General features: G+C 62.3%; 17 protein-coding genes. 8 read left to right on the top strand and 9 right to left on the bottom strand.

Annotated features, from left to right (window positions below; all coding sequences use genetic code 11):
* Positions 1–36 precede the first annotated feature (36 nt).
* The 3 genes from AACX99_RS13955 to AACX99_RS13945 form a co-directional block, all read right to left on the bottom strand.
* Complete coding sequence (locus AACX99_RS13955; RefSeq protein ID WP_339412677.1) at positions 37–819, bottom strand: gamma-glutamyl-gamma-aminobutyrate hydrolase family protein; 783 nt, start codon at positions 817–819, stop codon at positions 37–39.
* A 436-nt stretch (positions 820–1,255) separates the two neighbouring features.
* Positions 1,256–2,752 (bottom strand): CoA-acylating methylmalonate-semialdehyde dehydrogenase, encoded by a 1,497-nt coding sequence (locus AACX99_RS13950; protein ID WP_339412675.1) that lies wholly within the window; start codon positions 2,750–2,752, stop codon positions 1,256–1,258.
* Positions 2,753–2,908: 156 nt separating this feature from the next.
* Positions 2,909–4,255, bottom strand: a complete 1,347-nt coding sequence (locus AACX99_RS13945; protein ID WP_339412673.1) for an aspartate aminotransferase family protein — start codon at positions 4,253–4,255, stop codon at positions 2,909–2,911.
* 145 nt (positions 4,256–4,400) lie between these two features.
* On the opposite strand from AACX99_RS13945, the gene AACX99_RS13940 reads away from it, so the two are divergent.
* The 6 genes from AACX99_RS13940 to AACX99_RS13915 all read left to right on the top strand — a co-directional run bounded on the left by AACX99_RS13940 (position 4,401) and on the right by AACX99_RS13915 (position 10,652).
* Positions 4,401–5,318 (top strand): LysR family transcriptional regulator, encoded by a 918-nt coding sequence (locus AACX99_RS13940; RefSeq protein ID WP_339412671.1) that lies wholly within the window; start codon positions 4,401–4,403, stop codon positions 5,316–5,318.
* A gap of 378 nt (positions 5,319–5,696) precedes the next feature.
* Positions 5,697–6,614, top strand: a complete 918-nt coding sequence (locus AACX99_RS13935) for an aldo/keto reductase (RefSeq protein WP_339412669.1) — start codon at positions 5,697–5,699, stop codon at positions 6,612–6,614.
* A gap of 36 nt (positions 6,615–6,650) precedes the next feature.
* On the top strand, positions 6,651–7,952 hold the full coding sequence (locus AACX99_RS13930; RefSeq protein WP_339412667.1) for an NTP/NDP exchange transporter: 1,302 nt from the start codon (positions 6,651–6,653) through the stop codon (positions 7,950–7,952).
* A 314-nt stretch (positions 7,953–8,266) separates the two neighbouring features.
* The gene (locus AACX99_RS13925) at positions 8,267–8,938 is read left to right on the top strand and encodes a TetR/AcrR family transcriptional regulator (protein ID WP_339412665.1); all 672 of its coding nucleotides are present in this window, start codon (positions 8,267–8,269) and stop codon (positions 8,936–8,938) included.
* Positions 8,938–9,522 carry an IMPACT family protein gene (locus AACX99_RS13920; RefSeq protein ID WP_339412663.1) on the top strand — a complete coding sequence of 195 codons (585 nt, stop codon included), beginning with the start codon at positions 8,938–8,940 and terminating at the stop codon, positions 9,520–9,522. Before AACX99_RS13925 ends, AACX99_RS13920 begins: the two co-directional genes overlap by 1 nt.
* Positions 9,523–9,704: 182 nt before the next feature.
* Positions 9,705–10,652 (top strand): adenosine deaminase, encoded by a 948-nt coding sequence (locus tag AACX99_RS13915; RefSeq protein ID WP_339412661.1) that lies wholly within the window; start codon positions 9,705–9,707, stop codon positions 10,650–10,652.
* 263 nt (positions 10,653–10,915) lie between these two features.
* Here the strand turns inward: AACX99_RS13915 and AACX99_RS13910 are convergent, their stop codons facing one another.
* From AACX99_RS13910 to AACX99_RS13885, 6 genes are all read right to left on the bottom strand, one after another.
* Complete coding sequence (locus AACX99_RS13910; RefSeq protein WP_339412660.1) at positions 10,916–11,389, bottom strand: copper chaperone PCu(A)C; 474 nt, start codon at positions 11,387–11,389, stop codon at positions 10,916–10,918.
* 85 nt (positions 11,390–11,474) lie between these two features.
* Complete coding sequence (locus AACX99_RS13905) at positions 11,475–12,872, bottom strand: PepSY-associated TM helix domain-containing protein (protein ID WP_339412659.1); 1,398 nt, start codon at positions 12,870–12,872, stop codon at positions 11,475–11,477.
* Between the two features lie 46 nt (positions 12,873–12,918).
* Positions 12,919–14,358, bottom strand: coding sequence for a hypothetical protein (locus tag AACX99_RS13900; RefSeq protein ID WP_339412658.1), 1,440 nt, complete (start codon positions 14,356–14,358; stop codon positions 12,919–12,921).
* A gap of 62 nt (positions 14,359–14,420) precedes the next feature.
* Positions 14,421–16,466, bottom strand: coding sequence for a TonB-dependent receptor family protein (locus tag AACX99_RS13895; RefSeq protein ID WP_339412657.1), 2,046 nt, complete (start codon positions 16,464–16,466; stop codon positions 14,421–14,423).
* A gap of 125 nt (positions 16,467–16,591) precedes the next feature.
* Positions 16,592–16,978, bottom strand: coding sequence for a DUF2946 domain-containing protein (locus tag AACX99_RS13890; protein ID WP_339412655.1), 387 nt, complete (start codon positions 16,976–16,978; stop codon positions 16,592–16,594).
* An 82-nt stretch (positions 16,979–17,060) separates the two neighbouring features.
* Positions 17,061–17,978 carry a LysR family transcriptional regulator gene (locus AACX99_RS13885; RefSeq protein ID WP_339412654.1) on the bottom strand — a complete coding sequence of 306 codons (918 nt, stop codon included), beginning with the start codon at positions 17,976–17,978 and terminating at the stop codon, positions 17,061–17,063.
* A gap of 105 nt (positions 17,979–18,083) precedes the next feature.
* Between AACX99_RS13885 and AACX99_RS13880 the strand changes: the two genes are divergently transcribed.
* Positions 18,084–18,377 (top strand): putative quinol monooxygenase, encoded by a 294-nt coding sequence (locus AACX99_RS13880; RefSeq protein WP_339412653.1) that lies wholly within the window; start codon positions 18,084–18,086, stop codon positions 18,375–18,377.
* A gap of 9 nt (positions 18,378–18,386) precedes the next feature.
* Positions 18,387–19,403 carry a zinc-binding alcohol dehydrogenase family protein gene (locus AACX99_RS13875; RefSeq protein ID WP_339412651.1) on the top strand — a complete coding sequence of 339 codons (1,017 nt, stop codon included), beginning with the start codon at positions 18,387–18,389 and terminating at the stop codon, positions 19,401–19,403.
* Positions 19,404–19,425 lie beyond the last annotated feature (22 nt).

The raw sequence follows: 19,425 nt of genomic DNA, 5'->3' as shown, positions 1-19,425 counted from the left end.
CACTCGACGGGCCTTTTCCAATCAACAGCGCGGCGTTTAAGCCACTGCCCCTGTCCTACTCCTCTCCAATTTTTTAACCTGATACTCCCTCGCCGCCTGATGAAACGCCCCCAACAGCGCGTTGTAATCCGCCTTCTCCCAATAGCGATATTCAGGATGCCACTGCACCCCAACGGCAAACGCCTTGGCGCCAATCACGCTGACCGCCTCGATCTGCCCATCCTCGGCCACGGCTTCAACCTGCAAGCCCTCACCCAGTCGATCAACACCCTGACCATGCAACGAGTTGACCTTGATCTGCCGCTCGCCAAACAGCGAATGCAGCACACCACCCTCGGTCAGGGCCACGTTGTGCATCGGGCCGTAGGCCACGTCGTCCGGTACATCCTTCACCTCACGGTGATCGAGACGGCCTTCAACCTCATGCACTTCGCGGTGCAGGGTGCCGCCAAACAGCACGTTCATTTCCTGCATGCCCCGACAGATGCCGAGGAAGGGAATACCGCGATCAATACAGGCGCGCAGCAGGCGCAGCACGGTTGCATCACGGGGTTTGTCGGCCAGACCGAGGCCGGGATGGTCGTCGCCATAGAAGCTGGGGTGCACGTTGGAGAGCGAGCCGCCGAACATGATGCCGCTGACGCTATCCAGCACGGTGTCCATGTCCAGGTCGTCGCCGAACGCCGGGATCATCAACGGGAAGGCACCGAAGCCGGTGACGGCGTGGATGTACTTCTCACCAACCAGGTGAAACCAGCCGATATCACGGCTGGTCAGCTGCCAACGGCACAGGGGTAGGCCAATAAAGGGTTTATTCATAGCAAGTCCTCCTCTAAGGACCGCCTACGACCGGCTGCGCGTCGGAAAAACTGCGTTGAGAACGGCCTCGAAATGCTCATTTACAACTCGTAAACTCCGCTTTCTCAGCCGTTCTCGCCTGGTTTTTCTCTAGCTCGCACGCCCGTAAGCTGGCCCTTGTTAATTGAAGTGGGCTGCCCTTGGGAGAGCGGGCTTGCGGGTCAGGAAACCCTGAACCCGCTCACCCAAGGGGTGCCGTAACCTGCGGTCACTGCACCAACGCCGCGCCCGCGCGGCTGGTTTGTTGCGTAAAGCGTGTTGCGGGGAGCAGTGGGGACGCCTAGTCCCATGCCCGCGATTCGGTGGTGGCCTTGATCGCGGGCATGGCCCGCTCCTACGGTCGTCATCCACATCCAAAAAGGGGGCTGATCCTGCGATCAGCCCCCTTGGGTGTTACTTAGCCATTGCTCGGGAAGGCGAACTGCGCCGCCTCGTGGCTGGCGCGCTGCGGCCAGCGCTGGGTGATGGCTTTCTTGCGGGTGTAGAAGCGCACGCCGTCCGGGCCGTAGGCGTGCAGGTCGCCGAACAGCGAGCGCTTCCAGCCGCCGAAGCTGTGGTAGCTGACCGGTACAGGCAGCGGCACGTTGACGCCGACCATGCCGACTTCGATTTCGTCGCAGAACAGCCGCGCCGCTTCACCATCGCGGGTGAAGATGCAGGTGCCGTTGCCGTATTCGTGGTCGTTGATCAGCTGCATGGCCGCTTCGAGGCTGCCGACGCGGACGATGCACAGCACTGGGCCGAAGATTTCGTCGGTGTAGATGGTCATCTCCGGGGTCACCTTGTCGAACAGGGTGCCGCCGACGAAGAAGCCGTTTTCGTTGCCGGCCACCACCAAATCACGACCGTCGACCACCAGGCTTGCGCCCTGGGCCACACCGGCGTCGATATAGCCTTTGACCTTGTCACGCGCCGCGCCGGTAACCAGCGGGCCCATGTCCAGGCCGCAGGAGGTGCCAGCACCGATTTTCAGGGCCTTGATTTGCGGCACGATCTTCTCGACCAGTGCATCGGCGATCTGGTCGCCTACGCACACGGCCACGGAGATGGCCATGCAGCGCTCGCCGCAGGAACCGTAGGCGGCGCCCATCAGTGCGCTGACGGCGTTGTCCAGGTCGGCATCGGGCATCAGCACGGCGTGGTTCTTCGCGCCGCCCAGGGCCTGGACGCGCTTACCGCGCTTGGTGCCTTCGCTGTAGATGTATTCGGCAATCGGCGTGGAGCCGACAAAGCTCAGGGCTTTGACTTCCGGTGCTTCGATCAGCGCATCCACCGCTTCCTTGTCGCCGTGCACCACGTTCAGTACGCCTTTTGGCAGACCGGCTTCTTGCAGCAGTTGGGCGATATACAGGGTGGAGCTTGGGTCACGCTCGGACGGCTTCAATATAAAGCAGTTGCCGCAGACGATGGCCAGCGGGTACATCCACAGCGGCACCATGGCCGGGAAGTTGAACGGGGTGATGCCAGCGACGACGCCGATTGGCTGCATGTCGCTCCAGGCATCGATATTCGGGCCGACATTGCGGCTGTACTCGCCTTTGAGAATTTCCGGGGCGGCGCAGGCGAACTCGACGTTCTCGATGCCGCGCTTGAGTTCACCGGCGGCGTCTTCCAGGGTTTTGCCGTGCTCTTCGCTGATCAGCTTGGAGATGGTCGCTTCGTGCTGCTCCAGCAGTTGCTTGAAGCGGAACATCACCTGGGCGCGCTTGGCCGGCGGGGTGTTGCGCCAGGCCGGGAAGGCGCTCTTGGCCGAGTCGATGGCCAGTTGCATGGTGGCGCGGTCGGCCAGGGCAACTTTTTTGGTAGCCGCGCCGGTGGACGGGTTGAACACGTCAGCGCTGCGGCCGGTGCCGGCAGTCAGTTCGCCGTGGATAAGGTGGTTAACGAGGGTCATGGCAATTCCTTAATAACGGATCTTGTTTTTGCAGAAGCCGAACAGCTGGCTCCTGCAGGAAAATGGGGGGGCCGTAGGGTGGATGACGCTTCACCCATCCACCGGGCTGATCCAATACCGCAATGGTGGATGAAAACAGCGTCATCCACCCTACGCCTAGTCGAGGCTGTTCAGCACATCGCCGACGGCGTTGAACACGGAGTCCAGCTGCTCGGGCGTAGTGTTGAAGGTTGGCCCGAACTGCAGGGTGTCGCCACCGAAGCGCACGTAGAAACCAGCGTTCCACAGCTTGATACCGGCCTCGAACGGGCGGATCACCGGGTCGCCATCCCGCGGGCTGATCTGGATCGCGCCGGCCAGGCCGCAGTTGCGGATGTCGACCACGTTCTTGCTGCCCTTGAGGCTGTGCAGCTTCTCTTCGAAGATTGGCGCGAGGGCGGCAGATTGCTCGATCAGGTTGTCGCGCTTGAGCAGCTCCAGGGTCGCCAGGCCGGCGGCGCAGGCGACCGGGTGGCCCGAGTAGGTGTAGCCGTGGCCGAACTCGACCATGTGCTCGGGGATCGCCTGGTTCATAAAGGTGTTGTAGATCTCGCTGGAGGCGATCACCGCGCCCAGGGGAATCGCACCGTTGGTGATCTGCTTGGCGGTGTTGATGATGTCCGGGGTGACGCCGAAGTATTCGGCCCCGGTCCATTTGCCCATACGGCCGTAGGCGGTGATCACTTCGTCGAAGATCAGCAGGATGTTGTGCTGGGTGCAGATCTCGCGCAGGCGCTGCAGGTAGCCGACTGGCGGCACCAGCACGCCGGCGGAGCCGGACATTGGCTCGACGATCACCGCGGCGATGTTCGAGGCGTCGTGCAGTTCGATCAGCTTGAGCAATTCGTTGGCCAGCTCCACGCCGCCGGTCTCGGCCATGCCTTTGGTGTAGGCAAGGTGCGATTGCAGGGTGTGCGGCAGGTGGTCGGCGTCCATCATCTGGCCGAACATTTTGCGGTTACCGCCGATGCCGCCGAGGCTGGTGCCGGCGATATTGACGCCGTGGTAGCCACGGGCGCGGCCGATAAATTTGCTTTTGCTCGGCTGGCCTTTCAGGCGCCAGTAGGCCTTGGCCATCTTCACCGAGGTGTCGGCGCACTCGGAGCCGGAGTCGGTGTAGAACACATGGTCGAGGCCGGCTGGGGTCAGCTCGGTGATCTTCTCGGCCAGCTGATAGGACAGCGGATGGCCGTACTGGAAGCCCGGGGCGTAATCCAGGGTGCCCAGCTGCTTGGCCACGGCTTCCTGAATTTCCTTGCGATTGTGCCCTGCACCGCAGGTCCACAGCCCGGACAGGCTGTCGAAGATGCGCCGACCTTTGTCGTCGATAAAGTGGTTACCGTCGGCAGCCACGATCAGGCGCGGGTCGCGCTTGAAATTGCGGTTCGCGGAAAACGGCATCCAGTGCGCATCCAGCTTGAGCTGGCCGGCCAGGGACGGGACTTCGGTCTGCGGCATGTTCATGGTGGCCTCGGTGTGGGCGATTGAAGCGGTAAAGTCGAATCTGTTGCCAGTAAAGGTGCCACGGGCTTAGAGTCAGGAAAACACGACTCTTCTTATCTTTAGTTAAGCGCTCGCTAAACAAAGATCTCACCATGAGCACCTCACCATGAGCACTCGCCGCCCCGACCCACTGGCCCAAGTCAGCGACTTTGATATCCGCCTGCTCAAGCTGTTTCGTAGCGTGGTGGAGTGCGGCGGCTTTTCTGCGGCGGAAAGCGCTTTGGGCATCGGCCGCTCGGCGATCAGCCAGCAGATGAGCGACCTGGAACAACGCCTCGGCCTGCGCCTGTGCCAACGCGGCCGCGCCGGCTTTGCCCTGACCGAAGAAGGCCGCGAGGTCTACCAGAGCACCCAGCAGCTGCTGGCGGCGTTGGAGAGTTTTCGCACCGAGGTCAACGGCCTGCACCAGCACCTGCGCGGCGAGCTGAATATCGGCCTGACCGACAACCTGGTGACGGTGCCACATATGCGTATCACCAACGCCCTGGCGCGCCTGAAAGAACGCGGCCCGGACGTGCATATCCATATCCGCATGACCCCGCCCAGCGAAGTCGAGCAAGGCGTGCTCGATGGCCGCCTGCATATCGGCGTTGTACCGCAGGTTACCGCGCTATCCGGTCTGGAATACCAGCCGCTGTATGACGAGCGCTCGCTGCTCTACTGCGCGGTCGGCCACCCGCTGTTCTATGTCGATGATCAACAGTTGGAGGATGAACGGCTGAACGCTCAGGAGGCCATCGCCCCAACCTTCCGTCTGCCGCCCGAGGTGCAGAGCCACTACCAGGCGCTCAATTGCACCGCCAGCGCCTCGGACCGTGAAGGCATGGCCTTTCTGATCCTCACTGGGCGCTATATCGGCTACCTACCTGACCACTATGCGCAGGCCTGGGTGCAGCAGGGCCGCCTGCGCGTACTCAAGCCAGCCAGCCGCTTCTATGACATCAGCCTCGCCTCGGTGACGCGCAAAGGCCGCCGCCCGCATCTGGTGCTGGAGAGTTTTCTGGAGGCGCTGGCCGAAGCGTGAGGCGGGTAGCAGGCGTTGAAAAGGTAGGCGAGGCAGGCATGACAAGGCGCTACGTAGCAACAGCCGAAGGCCGGTTAAAGCGCCGAGGAAGCGGACTGGGCTCGCATGCGAGTTTACGAGCTGTAAATGAGCATGACTCGTTTCACTCGCCCTTCGGGTCGCGCTGAAGCGCGTTAGCCGCAAGCGGCTTGCCGAGGCCGTTTTTAACGCTGTATTGCCAACGTAGGTAGTTTCTCAACGACCTGCTAGAGACACACCAGGTAACAACTGGCGACGTAACCTTGGGCGTCGTCGGGACTCACAGGTCTATGCTCGGTCCAAGCCACGCCTGGCGCGGCTTGGACCCCTTAGCTATGCAGTGTCACCACGGAGGACCCTATGCCTAGCCGTCGTCACTTTATCCAGGGCAGCGCCAGCCTGCTCGCTCTCGCCGCCACGCCGTGGCTGCCTTCCCTGGCCTACGCCGATCCCAATTTACTGCTGAAACGCCCCATTCCCAGCAGTGCTGAACTGCTGCCAGTGATCGGCTTGGGCACCTCGCGCACCTTCGATGTCAGCCTCACGGAGGACAGCCTGGAACCGCTGGATTCGGTGATGCGCACCTTTATCAACGGCGGTGCCACGCTGATCGACACCGCGCCCAGCTACGGCGCTTCCGAGGCGGTTACGGGCGAGTTGCTGAAACGCACCAGCACTCAGGACAAGGCCTTCCTCGCCACCAAGATTTCCGCCACTGGGCGCGAGCGCGGCATGGCACAGTTCGAGGCCAGCCTACGCGCACTGCAAACCGACCAGCTTGACCTGGTGCAGGTGCATAACCTGCAGGACACCCGCACCCAGCTGGCCTTACTGCGCGAGCTGAAAGCCGAGGGCAAGGTGCGCTATATCGGCATCACTCATTACGTCGAATCCGCCCACGATGACCTGCTGCAAGTGCTGGCCCAGGAATCGGTGGATTTCGTCCAACTCAACTACTCGGTGGGCGAACGTAATGCCGAGAAACGCCTGCTGCCTTATTGCGCCGACCACGGCATCGCGACGCTGATCAACCGGCCATTCCAACGAGGTCAATTACTCAGCCGGGTCAAGGGCAAGCCGCTGCCCAGCTGGGCGATAGAGACCGACGCCACAACCTGGGCGCAGTTACTGCTCAAATTTATCCTCGCCAACCCGGCGGTCACGGTGGTGATCCCGGCCACTTCCAACCCGCGCTATATGGCCGACAACCTCAAGGCCGGTATCGGCCGCCTGCCGGATGCGGCGCTGCGCGAGAAGATTGCCCAGGCGTTTAGCTGATATGTCCGGGGCTGCCCGCGACGTGGAAGCCAGACGATGAGCCCGGCGCAACGCCTGGCCCTGGCGATTAACGCGCGGCCTGGCGAACTACTGGCGGCGCTGTGCGGGTTTGCCCTGTTCTTCTGCCTGTTCAGCGGTTATTTCATGTTGCGGCCGATTCGCGAGGCGATGGGCATTCGCGGCGGCGTGGAAAACCTGCAATGGCTATTCACCGCGACCTTTGTGTTGATGCTCGCCGCCGTACCGCTGTTCGCCTGGCTTAACTCGACGGTGGCGCGGGCGCGCTATATCGATTGGGTGTACGGCTTTTTTATCGTCAACCTGCTGGCCTTCGCCGCGCTGTTTCAGCGCAGCGCCGATGACATCTGGGTGGCGCGGGGGTTTTATGTGTGGATCTCGGTCTACAACCTGTTCGTTGTCTCGGTGGCCTGGAGCCTGATGGCCGATGTGTTCGACAGCGCCCAGGCCAAGCGCCTGTTCGCCTTTATCGCCGCCGGGGCCAGCTGCGGCGGCTTGGCCGGGCCGGCAGTCGGCGCGCTGCTGATTGAGCGTCTCGGGCAGAGCGGGCTGATCCTCCTGGCGGCAGCGCTGCTGGGCATCGCGATCCTGGCCAAACAGCAGTTGATGGCCTGGCGCGCCATCGGCGGCGCCGGTCGGCCGGGGGCACCGGCCAGCGAAAGCCCGCGCCAGCCGGTGCTGGGTAATCCATTCAGCGGCCTGACCCGCGTGCTCGCCTCGCCCTATCTGCTGGGCATCAGCGCCTTCGTCATTCTGCTGGCCACCGCCAGCACCTTCCTCTACTTCGAGCAGGCGCGCCTGGTGGCGGAGACGTTCCCCGAGCGCAACGAGCAGATCCGCGTATTCGGCCTGATCGATTTCTGCGTGCAGGCGCTGTCCTTGCTCGCGCAGCTGTTTATCACCGGGCGCATCGCCCAATGCTTCGGCATCCGCGCCTTGCTCGCCGGGGTGCCGCTGCTGGTCTGTCTGGGTTTTATCGGCCTGGCTCTGGCCCCGACCTTCGCCATGCTCGCGGCGCTGATGATTGTGCGCCGGGTCGGTGAATACGCTTTCGTGCGTCCCGGCCGGGAAATGCTCTTCGCCCCGCTGGATGCCGAGAGTAAGTACAAGGCCAAGAACTTTATCGACACCGTGGTCTATCGCGGCGGCGACGCCGTCAGCGCCTGGGCCAAGGCCCTGCTCGATATGCTCGCCAACGGCGTACTGATTGCCGCTGTAGCCGGCGCTATGTGCGCAGCCGCCTGGGGCGCGCTGGGCTGGTACTTGGGAGGGCGCAGGGAGCAGAGCGCAGCACAGACGAACCCTGAGCCGCATGGTTGAGGCCCGTAATGCCTACGTTCATGCGCAATATCTGCGACAACGTAGAGTGGATGACGCTTCCCCCATCCACCAATAGCGGTGGTGGATGAAAAAGGCGTTAGTTACGCGCCCGATTCGCCCTAGCCAATTCTCGTAGCCCAAGCTCACCGCCAGCCGCAAAAGCACTGCAGCGCGCCATTGGCATGCACAACCCTGGTGCAAAAGCCCGGCTGTAGCGTACCTGGGTCAGTTTTTCTGCCCCTTGCGCTTGTCACCCACGCGGCGCTGGGGTATCAGTGCTGTCGTCCGAAAACCTGACCACTGCGGAACCGCCCATGACTGTTGAAGTACTTGCGCACCGAGCCGATCCGACGACCAAACCTGCCGGCCGAATTCGGCAGAAAAACGAAGAAGCGATCATCAAGGCCGCCGAAGAAGAGTTCGCCAAGCACGGCTTCAAAGGCACCAGTATGAACACCATCGCGCAGAACGTCGGGCTGCCGAAAGCCAACCTGCATTACTACTTCAGCAACAAGCTGGGCCTGTATCAGGCGGTGTTGGCGAACATTCTCGAACTGTGGGACAGCACCTTCAACAACCTGACCGTGGACGACGACCCGGCCACCGCACTAGCCGGCTATATCCGCGCCAAGATGGAATTCTCCCGCCGCAACCCGAAAGCCTCGCGCATCTATGCGATGGAAGTGATCAGCGGTGGCGAGCACCTCACGCAGATGCTCAATCAGGATTATCAAGCCTGGTTCCGTGGCCGCGCTGCGGTATTCGCCGCCTGGAGCGCCGCCGGCAAGATGGACCCGGTAGACCCGGTGAACCTGATCTTCCTGCTGTGGGGCAGTACCCAGCACTACGCCGACTTTGCCTCGCAGATCTGCCGTGTTACTGGTCGCGCGCGGCTAACCAAACAGGACTATGAAGAAGCTGGCGACAACCTGACCCGCATTATCCTCAAGGGCTGCGGCCTGACCCCGCCGACCAAAGACGCCTAATGCCCTTTACCCTGCTCGGCCCTTGCGAGTACCGCGAGGAGATTCGCAAAAGTCGCTTTATCACCCTCGCCGCGCCGGTTACCAGCGCGGCCGAGGCGCAGGCGTACATCGCCACGCACAGCGATGCCAGCGCCAGCCACAATTGCTGGGCCTGGAAGGTTCGTCAGCAGTACCGTTTCAACGATGACGGCGAGCCTGGCGGCACTGCGGGGCGGCCGATACTCGCAGCCATCGAAGCCCAGGAGATGGATCAGGTGGTGGTGCTGGTAATCCGCTTCTACGGCGGCATCCAGCTCGGCACCGGCGGCCTGGCTCGCGCCTACGGCGGCAGCGCCAACAAATGCCTGCAAAGCGCACCGCGCATCGAGCTGGTGGCCCGCGGGCAGTACCGCTGCCATTGCCTGTTCGCCGAACTGCCGCTGCTCAAGGCGCGCCTGGCGGAACTCGACTGCCTGCTGGAGCGCGAAGACTACGACGCCACAGGTGCCGACCTGCAGCTGGCCATCCCCGCGCCACGGGTAGCCGAGCTGCAGCAGTTGCTGGCGGATATCAGCCGTGGACGGAGTGCGCTGCAGCCGTTGTAAGCCCTGTCGCAGCGAAACACCTCATAGAAGCCGAAGCGCGGAGCTGACGCTTCTTCATCGATTCCTTGCCGAGCCCGCATGGTGGACATAAAAAGCGATGTCCACCCTACTAGACCGATTCGGCGAATCCTGTCCTTGCGGTTAAACTTTGTCGCGACCACGCCTGAAAACGAGACCCGACCATGTACGACTGGCTCAACGCCCTACCCAAAGCTGAACTGCACTTGCACCTGGAAGGTTCATTGGAGCCCGAGTTGTTGTTTGCCCTGGCCGAGCGCAACAAGATTGCCCTGCCCTGGAACGACGTCGAGGCGCTGCGCAGTGCGTACGCCTTCAACAACCTGCAGGAATTTCTCGACCTCTACTATGCCGGTGCCAACGTGCTGCGCAGCGAGCAGGACTTCTATGACCTGACCTGGGCCTACCTGCTCAAGTGCAAAGAACAGAACGTCATTCATACCGAGCCCTTCTTCGACCCCCAGACCCACACGGATCGCGGTATTCCCTTTGAAGTAGTACTGCGCGGGATCAAGCAGGCGCTGGTCGATGGTGAGAAACAACTGGGCATCAGCCACGGTTTGATCCTGAGTTTTCTACGCCATCTGTCCGAAGAAGAAGCGTTCAAAACGCTTGAGCAGGCCAAGCCATTCCGCGATGCGTTTATCGCCGTCGGTCTCGACAGCTCGGAGATGGGCCATCCGCCGAGCAAGTTCCAGCGGGTGTTCGACAAAGCGCGCAGCGAGGGCTATCTGACCGTGGCCCACGCCGGCGAGGAAGGCCCTCCCGAATATATCTGGGAAGCCCTGGACCTGCTGAAGATCGAGCGCATCGACCACGGCGTACGCGCCATTGAAGACGAGCGGCTGATGCAGCGCATCATCGATGAGCAGATTCCGCTGACTGTTTGCCCACTCTCGAACACCAAGCTCTGCGTGTTCGACGATATGCGCCAGCACAACATCCTGCAGATGCTTGAGCGCGGGGTGAAGGTGACAGTGAACTCGGACGACCCGGCCTACTTCGGCGGCTACGTCACCGAAAACTTCGCCGCCCTGCACGACAGCCTGGGCATGACCCAGGAGCAGGCCAAGCGCCTGGCGCAGAACAGCCTGGATGCAAGGCTGGTCTGACGCAGGCTACAACTTGTAGGAGCGGGGGGACGCCCAGTCCCATGCCCGCGATGTTTCTGGTCTGTATGACCTATCGCGGCCATGGGCCGCCCCTACATAAATCGTGGCTGCTTTAGCTACCGATCAGCGCGTAGCCGGATGCAATTCGGAATTTACGAATCCGGGTAGGGTGGATCGGGGCGCGTAGCTAACGCTTTTCTTATCCACCATCGCGAATGGGTGGATGAATAAAGCGCCATCCACCCTACGAGCTTCGCTGCCGATCAGTGCTGGTGTGCAGCGTCCTTCTCCGCCGGGGCATCCTTCTGCACGCTGACCTGCACCTCTACCGCACCGGCCTTCTCGAAGGTCAGGGTCAGCGGGAAGCGCTCGCCGTCTTTGCCTTGTTGCTGCAGGTTGAACAGCATGACGTGGTAACCCATGGGCTCGAACTTCACCTCGCCGCCGGCGGGTATGGCGACGCTTTGCACCTGCTGCATTTTCATCAAGCCGTCGGCATGAATATGTTCGTGAATCTCGGCCTTACCAGCGTGCGGCGTACTGGCGCTAAGCAAGCGGTCGGCCTCGCTACCGGCGTTATGCACGACAAAGTAAGCCGCAGCGGTTGGCGCTATCGGCGGCATTTCCCGCGACCAGGGGTGCGCGACCTGCAGCTCGCCGACGGCGTAGTCATGGGCGCTGGCAAACAGGCTGGGGCTAAGCAAAGCGGCAATCAGCAGGGTTTTCTTTAACAGCATGGTGTTCCTCCAAAGGTGAGCCATTTGTTCATTAAAGTCGGGGGGTAACGCGAAGCCTTGGCGCGGCCCGCGCCAGTAGTTGTCTTCAACCGCTGGCCAGACGCTGCCCAGGCAGGCGCGAGAGCAGCAGCCAATCCAGCGCCCAGATCAACAACAGGGACGCGCCCACTAACGGGAAGGCGGCGCCGAGCAGGCACATGATGACAATTGCGGTTTTCCAACGTGGCAGGTCATGCCGTAGCGGCGGTACGCCGAGCTTTCCAGTCGGACGGCGTTGCCACCACATGACCAGCCCGCTGATCGCACTGAGCAGCACCAGCAAGCAGACCGCGAGCATCAGCAACTGGTTGGCCAGGCCGAACAGCTTGCCTTCATGCAGCATGACCCCGGTTTCCACCGTTTTCGCCACCACGCCGTAATCCTTCCAGCGCACGTCGGCCAGCGCCGCGCCGCTGTACTGATCGATATGCAGGGTGGCGTCGTTACGTGGGTCATCGGCGAACAGGGCGATGCTGTACACGCCGGTTTCACCCTTAGGCAGGGTGATGCTGTAACCCGGTTGCACGCCGCGCTCGGCAGCCGTATCGACCACCTGTTGCAAGTTGACCTGAGCTACGGTGCTTGGCGCAGCGCTGGCGGCGTGGCCGTTATGCGCGGCATGCGGATCGGAAGCCGGCAGCGGCGTGGTTTCCACCGCCCACGCAACGGTCTGTTTGCTGCTGTGATTCAGGCTACGGGTGAGCTGCCCGGACTGCGGCACGTCGTCCCACATTGCTGCGGGAAAGTGATTCCAGGCGCCGGCAAACTGCGCGCCCCAGAAGCCGGTCCAGGTCATCCCGGTGAGCAGCATAAATAACAGCAGCAGCGAGCCCCAAAAGCCGGTCACCGCATGCAGGTCACGCCACAGCAAACGCCCACGTGCCGTCAGTCGCGGCCACAGCACACCCGCACCCGAGCGACCGCGCGGCCACCACAGGTACAAACCGGAGACCACCAGCACAATGCCCCAGCCAGCGGCCAACTCGATTAGCCGATCGCCCAGGGTGCCGACCATGAGGTCGCCATGCAGCTGGCGGGCGATGGCCTGCAGGTTGTCCTGCGCATCCTGGCTGCCCAGCACTGTGCCGCGATAAGGATCAACAAATACATTGAGGCCCTGACCTTCGGCCTCGATCACAAACTGCGCACTGCGCTCGGCGTTTACTGGAGGCAGATATTGGCTGATGCTGGCCTCGGGATAGGCCTGTCGCACCAACGCCAGTTGTTGATCGGCGGACATCGCCTGCTCGGCTGGCGTTACCTGCAGCAGCTCGGCATACATCAGCTGATCCAGCTGCGGCTTGAACAGGTAGATGATCCCCGTGACCGAGAGCAGAATCAGAAACGGAATAACGAATAGCCCGGCATAGAAATGCCAGCGCCAAGCCAGGTTGTAGAACGAGACGTTCGGCGTAGTCGCCTGAGGCATAGTCGGCTTGTGCATCTTCAGCTCCAGGCACGTTCAAGGGATATGGATAGACCCTGTTTCATTATCGCGATCCTCGCCGCAGCAGGCTCAGGCCCACCAGCGCCAACAACACATGGGCCAGCGCGACGATACCAAGCAGCAGGTGTTTGTAGCCATTGCCTATACCTGCGAGAAACTCCCACTTGTGCAGATAGGCGAAGGTCCAGCCTTCAGTGCGGTCGGCATTCTGCACGCGGCTGGCCAGGGCACCGTCAAGCGGGTCGATAAACAGCGCGGTGTTGTTGCCATCGGCATAGTTGGCCTTGAACACCGGCAGGCGCTTAAAGACGAACCCGTACTCATGATCGAAGTTGTGCTGCAGGCTGAGTTGCTGCACCTCACCCAGATTCATGGTCTTGGCGTAATGATCAAGGCGCTGCTGGGCATAACGGCGCGGCGTGTCATTGCCCAGCTCGCGGCCCTGGGTATCCAGATAATGCAGGCTGGCCATGCTGGCGAACTGCTGACCCTGGGCGCGCCAGATCGGCTTACCGTCGAGTTCGAGCAGGCTGAGCATGTACAGCTCTTCACCGGCCAGCAGCCAATCGGCCGCCGGTGCTTTGTCCAGCTCGGCCACGTTAAAGCTAGGTACAAAGGGTGCCGGCCAGGGCTGCGCAACCTGCTTGTGCAACAAATGCCAAGCGCCGCTGCTGGCAAAACTCAAAGTCGCCAATGCCAGGCCCAGCCCCCACCAGCCATGCAGCCGACGATTGAAGGTACGGGCACGGGCGATAAAAAATGGCCGGGAGCCATTTTTAACGTCGCTCAGCGACGGCCCGCAGGGTCGCCGCCATGAATGGCGGGCGATAAACAGCGCCACACCGAACAGCGTCGCCGAGACAATCGAGGCCAGCAGCACCAGCATCAGCACCGGCCTTAGCGGCCCCGCCGCATCCAGCCAGCGAAAGCTGTGCATCGTCTGGAAGAACCCGCTGAACCAGGCCTTGCGCTGATCAACCAAGGTGCCGAGGCGGTCATGGAACAGGTCGACATACAGCCGTAAATGGTCGTCACGCTGGGTGTCGACCCGCGCCACCGGCAGCAGGCGATTGATAAAAGCGTATTCGCCAGTGAACCGCTCGATGCTGCCGACGTAGGCCAGCTGCTCGTCGCTGCCCAGGTAATGCCGCGCCAGGCTTTCGGCATGGGTTCCGGCCAGCTCGACCGCCTGACCACTGCGTGCATGCCAATAACGCGGCTGCAGCTCACCGGCCAGACGTGCCTGGTAGTACGGCTCACCACTCAGCACCAGCAGGCGCAAGCCCTGCACCTGTGCAATACCCGCAGCCCCGAGCACTTGCGCAGGGCTGCGCAGGTTGTCCAGCGGCAGCGCCTGTTGCGGCGTGGCCATGGTTTGCGGGCGCAGCTGCAAATAGCCCATCAGCGGGTGCAACATGCCGCTGCCCGCCCAGCTGAAGATGCCCAGGCAGGCCAGCAGTGCCAGGCGCTTGTGCCACGGCATAAGCCGCAGCAGGCGCTGGCGCCAGGCTTGACGGGGCAGCTGATGCGTTGGCAGTGCCGCGGTCAAAGCTTCCACTCCAGGCCGACGTACAGGCTGCGACCGTCACCAGGCATAAACAGCGCCGCGTCCTGGCCATTGGCGTTAGCCACAACACCAGTGGTGGCGATATAGGTCTTGTCCGAGAGGTTGCGCCCTTCGACAAAAAAGCCCAGGCCTTCACGCGGACGATAACCGCCCTTCAGCCCCCAGATCGCATAAGCCTCGGCATACAGCGACTCGGCGTGGTCGGCGGCGTAGTGCACCGGCACCCACTCGACGGTTGGGCCGGCATACCAGCCATTGCGCTGCCACAGCGCCTCACCCTTGAGGAACTGGCTCGGCACACCGGCGATGCGGTTGTTGCCATAGGCCGGGTCGTTGTCGAAGCGGAAGTCGTTGAACAGGTACTGGCCACGCAATACCACCTCGTCCAATTGCCAGGCCGCACCAAACTCGATGCCCTGGTGCACGGTGCGGTCGGCGTTGGTGGTGACCACCTGAGTCGGATTGAGCGGGTTGACGTAACCCAGCAACTCGTCGCGGATCTCGCTGCGGTACACCGCCAGATCCACGTCCAGGTTGCCCTGTTTAAAGCGCATACCGGCTTCCAGGGTGGTGGCCTTCTGCGCCTCGTTCTCGGTGACGATGGCGCCACCGGTCAGCTCGCTGAAGGTCGGCGGCTCGTAGCTCTGGCTGAGGTTGGTAAACAGCTGCACGCCATCTGTCAGGTCGTGGCGCAAGCCGATACGGCCGATGCGTGCGCTGTAGCTGCGGTTGAATGAAGCATCCTGAAAGCCAGTCGGGATACCGACGAAGTTGAAGCTGCTTTTCAACTTGTCATCGATATCGCGCTCACTGTGCAGCCAAGTGAGGCCGCCGATCAGCGCCCAGTCCTCGGCCAACGGCACTTCCAGCTCGGTAAAGGCATTCAGGCTGCGCGCGGTCTGTACCTGACGGTCCACCCGATTGCCGCGCTTACCCAGCACGATGACATGGTTTTCAGTGTGGTTGCGGCCCTGCAGTGCCTCCACGCCGCCGCTCCAGCGCCAACCCTCGCTGCTGTGCCACTTGTGGGTCAGTCGTACACCGACATCTTCGCTGTCGACTTCCAGCACCTGGAAGATGGGGTGCCACAGCGATTTCTCGCTGTAGAAACTCGACAGTTCCAGGCTGTGCCCGCCATCCAGTTGCAGGGTGGTGATATTGCCGACGCGGTTAAGGGTGAAATCGCGCTTGTTATCGCCCGTCACGGTGCTCTGCGCTGCCTGCTCGGGGTTACGCCGCAGCTGCGCCTTAGTCAGGCTGCCGGGGATTTCCGAATCGGTTTCCACGTGGCTGATATAGAAGCGGGTCGACAAGCGCTCGTTGATGCGCCCGCCGAGATTGGCGAAATAGCGCTGGTTTTCCTGGCGCGCGTGATCGCGGAAACCGTCCTGGGAATAATCGGAAAAACTCAGGTAGGCGTCCCAATCGCCAAAGTCTTCAGCCACGGCGCCGAAGATGCGCTGGTAGTCGAAGCTGCCGGCCTCGCTACGCAACTGTAGCTTGGGTACGGTCTTGCCGGTGGGGGTGACGAAGTTGATCGCCCCGCCCAGGTTGGCGGCGCCATAGCGCCAGGCGTTGGCGCCGCGCATGACCTCGATATGGTCCAGGGCAATCGGCTCGATGCTCTGGAAGTCACCACTGCCATCGGCCAGGTTCAGCGGCGCACCGTCCTGCATCAGCAGAATGCCGCGCTGGTGGAAGGTCCGTTGCAGGCCCGAGCCACGAATTGACAGGCGCGATTCCTCGGCCCCCGAGCGCGACTGGATATACACGCCGGTGGCCTGGCCCAGGGCATCCTGCGGCGAGCTGGCGCGGCCGGTCTTGTAGGTTTCGGCATCGACGACACTGGCACCACCGGGAATCCGCGCAAACTCGGCGCGCTTTTCGGCAATGCTCGGCGCAGTAGCATCCCCATGCTGCTGACCGATCACAGTGCTGTCTTCCAGCTTGAGATGCTCGGCAAAGGCGGAACTGGCCAGGCTGACACTGACGGCCAGCAGACTGACTACGGATATCTGACGCATAAACTTCCCCAACTTCGGCCTATCAAGTGCCACCTAAATGCAGGCTTTGGGCACCGACAAACGCAGTTTTTATCTGGTCTCAAGTAATAAGCGCAGCAGGCAAACGCTGCCGCAGCCAAGGCAACTCAAGCCAGAAAGGGGGACGCGCGGGGATTGGCCGAAGGCCAGAGATAGCGGACCAGTCGCGGCGTGAAGAAGAACGTCAGCAGTGGCGCGCGGCTGGGGGCCAGCAAGCCCAGCAAACCGAAGAACGCCGCCAGGATGATCGCGCTGAACGTGGAACTCAGGGAGCAACCGGAGCCGGTGGCGGGATTGGGTGCAACAACGCCGGAGCCATCCAGGTCCGCACCGGCACCGAAGTTACCCTCAAAGGAGCAGTACTGGCTGCTCAGCCCGCTGAGCTGCAGACCGGCCATCTGCCCGTGACCAATACTGCAGGCGAACGCGCTGAACAGGACGCTGAAATACAGCATCCAGGCCAGTAAGCGACGGTCAGTACGGGTCATTTTCATGGGGCGCGACTCTAGCATTGCTCTGGGGCGCAGGTGACACAGCCGCACTGCGATGGATTGCCGCAGCGCGCTGGCGGCAATCTTAGTTCGGCCACGGGGGATCCGCCAACAACTCTGTACACCTTAGCTGCACGAACTCACGCAGCAGCAACACCGGCTTGCTCAGTTGCGCCCGGTGCGCGCAAATCAGGTTGAGCGGGGTCAGCTCGCCGCGCAAATCAGGCAACAACACCTGGAGCCGCCCGGCACGCACATCGCCGACCACATCCAGCCAGGACTTGTACACCAGCCCGGCGCCGCTGACCGCCCAGCGCCGCACCACATCGGCATCGTCACTGACCCGGTCGCCTTTGACGCTGATGCCCTGCTCGCGCTTGCCGTCGCTGAAGCGCCAGCGGTCATGCAGCCGGCCGCCGAGCATATAGAGCAAACAGTTGTGCTCGGCCAACTCCTCCACCGACTGCGGCGCGCCATGCTGCTGTAAATACTGCGGCGCGGCGCACAGTACACGGCGATTCAGCGCAGCCACGGGCAAGGCAACCAGGCTGGAGTCCTCCGGTGCGCCGTAACGCAGGGCGATATCCACCGGTTCGCGGAACAGATCGGCCACCCGATCACCGAGCAGCAGTCGCAACTGCACGTGCGGGTGCGCCTGCTGAAATTCATCCAGCCAGGGCAGCAAGGTATTCCGGCCAAAGTCCGATGGCGCGGACAGCTGCAACGGCCCGCTGATACCGACCTTGCTGCCGGCTAACTGCTGCCGGCCGTCATCCAGGCTCTGCAGGGCCAGCCGTGCATGACCGAGAAACAGCTCGCCCTCAGGCGTCAGGCGCAGGCTGCGGGTGGAGCGGCTAAACAGGCGCGCCTCCAGCTGTTGTTCCAGACGCTTGAGCGCGGCACTGGCCACCGCCGGAGAAATATCCAGACGCCGCGCGGCCGCCGAGAGATTGCCCAGATCAGCGGTGGTAACAAACAACTGCAGATCATCAAAACGCAGCATGGCGACTCATTATCAAAAAAATATTGAAAGAGACTCTAGTAGCGGGCAGTTTTTCTCGTCAATCAAATAATCGAGCATGGCCACATCTTGAACCGGAGCCCAGCCATGTCGAGCCCACTCACCCTGATTGCCACCATCACCGCCCGCCCTGGCCAGGCCGAGGCGGTTGAAGCCGGTCTGCGCCAGCTGGTGCCGCCCAGCCAGGCCGAAGCCGGCTGCCTGCAATACAACCTGCACCTGCATCAGGAGCAGCCCAACCGTTTCATCATGGTTGAGCAATGGCAGGACGCAGCCGCCCTCAGCGCGCATCAGCAAACCGCGCATTTTCTGCACTTCGGCCAGACCTGCGGCAGCCTGCTGGAACAGGTCGATCATCAACTGATGCAGCGCATTCTCTAAGGAGCCCTCATGAAAGCTGTCGCCTATTACCAGTCCCTGCCCGCCGACCACGCTGACGCCCTGCAGGATGTGGAACTGCCTGCGCCAACGCCCGGCCCGCGCGACCTGCTGGTCGAGGTCAAGGCCATTTCGGTCAACCCGGTGGACACCAAGATCCGCCGCAACGTCGCCCCAACCGACGGCGCCGCCAAGGTGCTCGGTTGGGATGCCAGCGGCATCGTCAAAGCAGTCGGCAGCGAGGTCAGTCTGTTCCAACCCGGCGATCGGGTGTATTACGCCGGGGCGATCAACCGCGCCGGGGCCAACAGCGAACTGCATGTGGTGGATGAGCGCATCGTCGGGCTTATGCCCAAAAGCCTGCCGTTTGCCGAAGCAGCCGCCCTGCCGCTGACTGCGACCACCGCCTGGGAATTACTGTTCGAGCGTTTGCAGGTCACCCAGGGCAACGCAGACCTGGGTCAGAGCTTACTGATAGTTGGTGCTGCAGGCGGCGTAGGGTCGGTGCTGGTGCAGCTGGCCCGTCAACTCACGGGTCTGACGGTGATCGGCACCGCCTCCCGTCCGGAAACCCAAGCCTGGGTTCGCCAGCTGGGCGCACACCATGTGATCGACCATCGCCAGCCGCTAAGTGAGGAGCTGCAACGTATCGGCATCAATCAGGTCACTCACGTCGCCAGCCTGACCCAGACCGACCAGCACTTCGCACAGCTGGTCGAAGCCCTGGCCCCACAAGGTCGCCTGGCGCTGATCGACGACCCAGAGCAGCCGCTGGACATCATGCAACTCAAACGCAAAAGCCTGTCGCTGCACTGGGAGCTGATGTTTACCCGCTCGCTGTTCGAGACCGCCGACATGATCGAACAGCACCGCCTGCTGGATCGGGTGGCCGAACTGGTGGATGCCGGCACTCTGTGCACCACCCTGGGGGAGCATTTCGGCAGCATCAATGCTGCCAACCTGCGCCGCGCCCATACCCTGCTGGAAAGCGGTACAGCCAAGGGCAAGATCGTTCTCGAAGGTTTTTAAGGGCGCAAAGGCTCCCGGCTCA

Source organism: Pseudomonas sp. EA_35y_Pfl2_R5, from assembly GCF_963970805.1.
In the GTDB taxonomy this organism is placed as follows: Bacteria; Pseudomonadota; Gammaproteobacteria; order Pseudomonadales; family Pseudomonadaceae; genus Aquipseudomonas.
The sequence above is the reverse complement of the archived record's forward strand: the minus strand, read 5'-3'. Positions and strand labels throughout refer to the sequence as shown.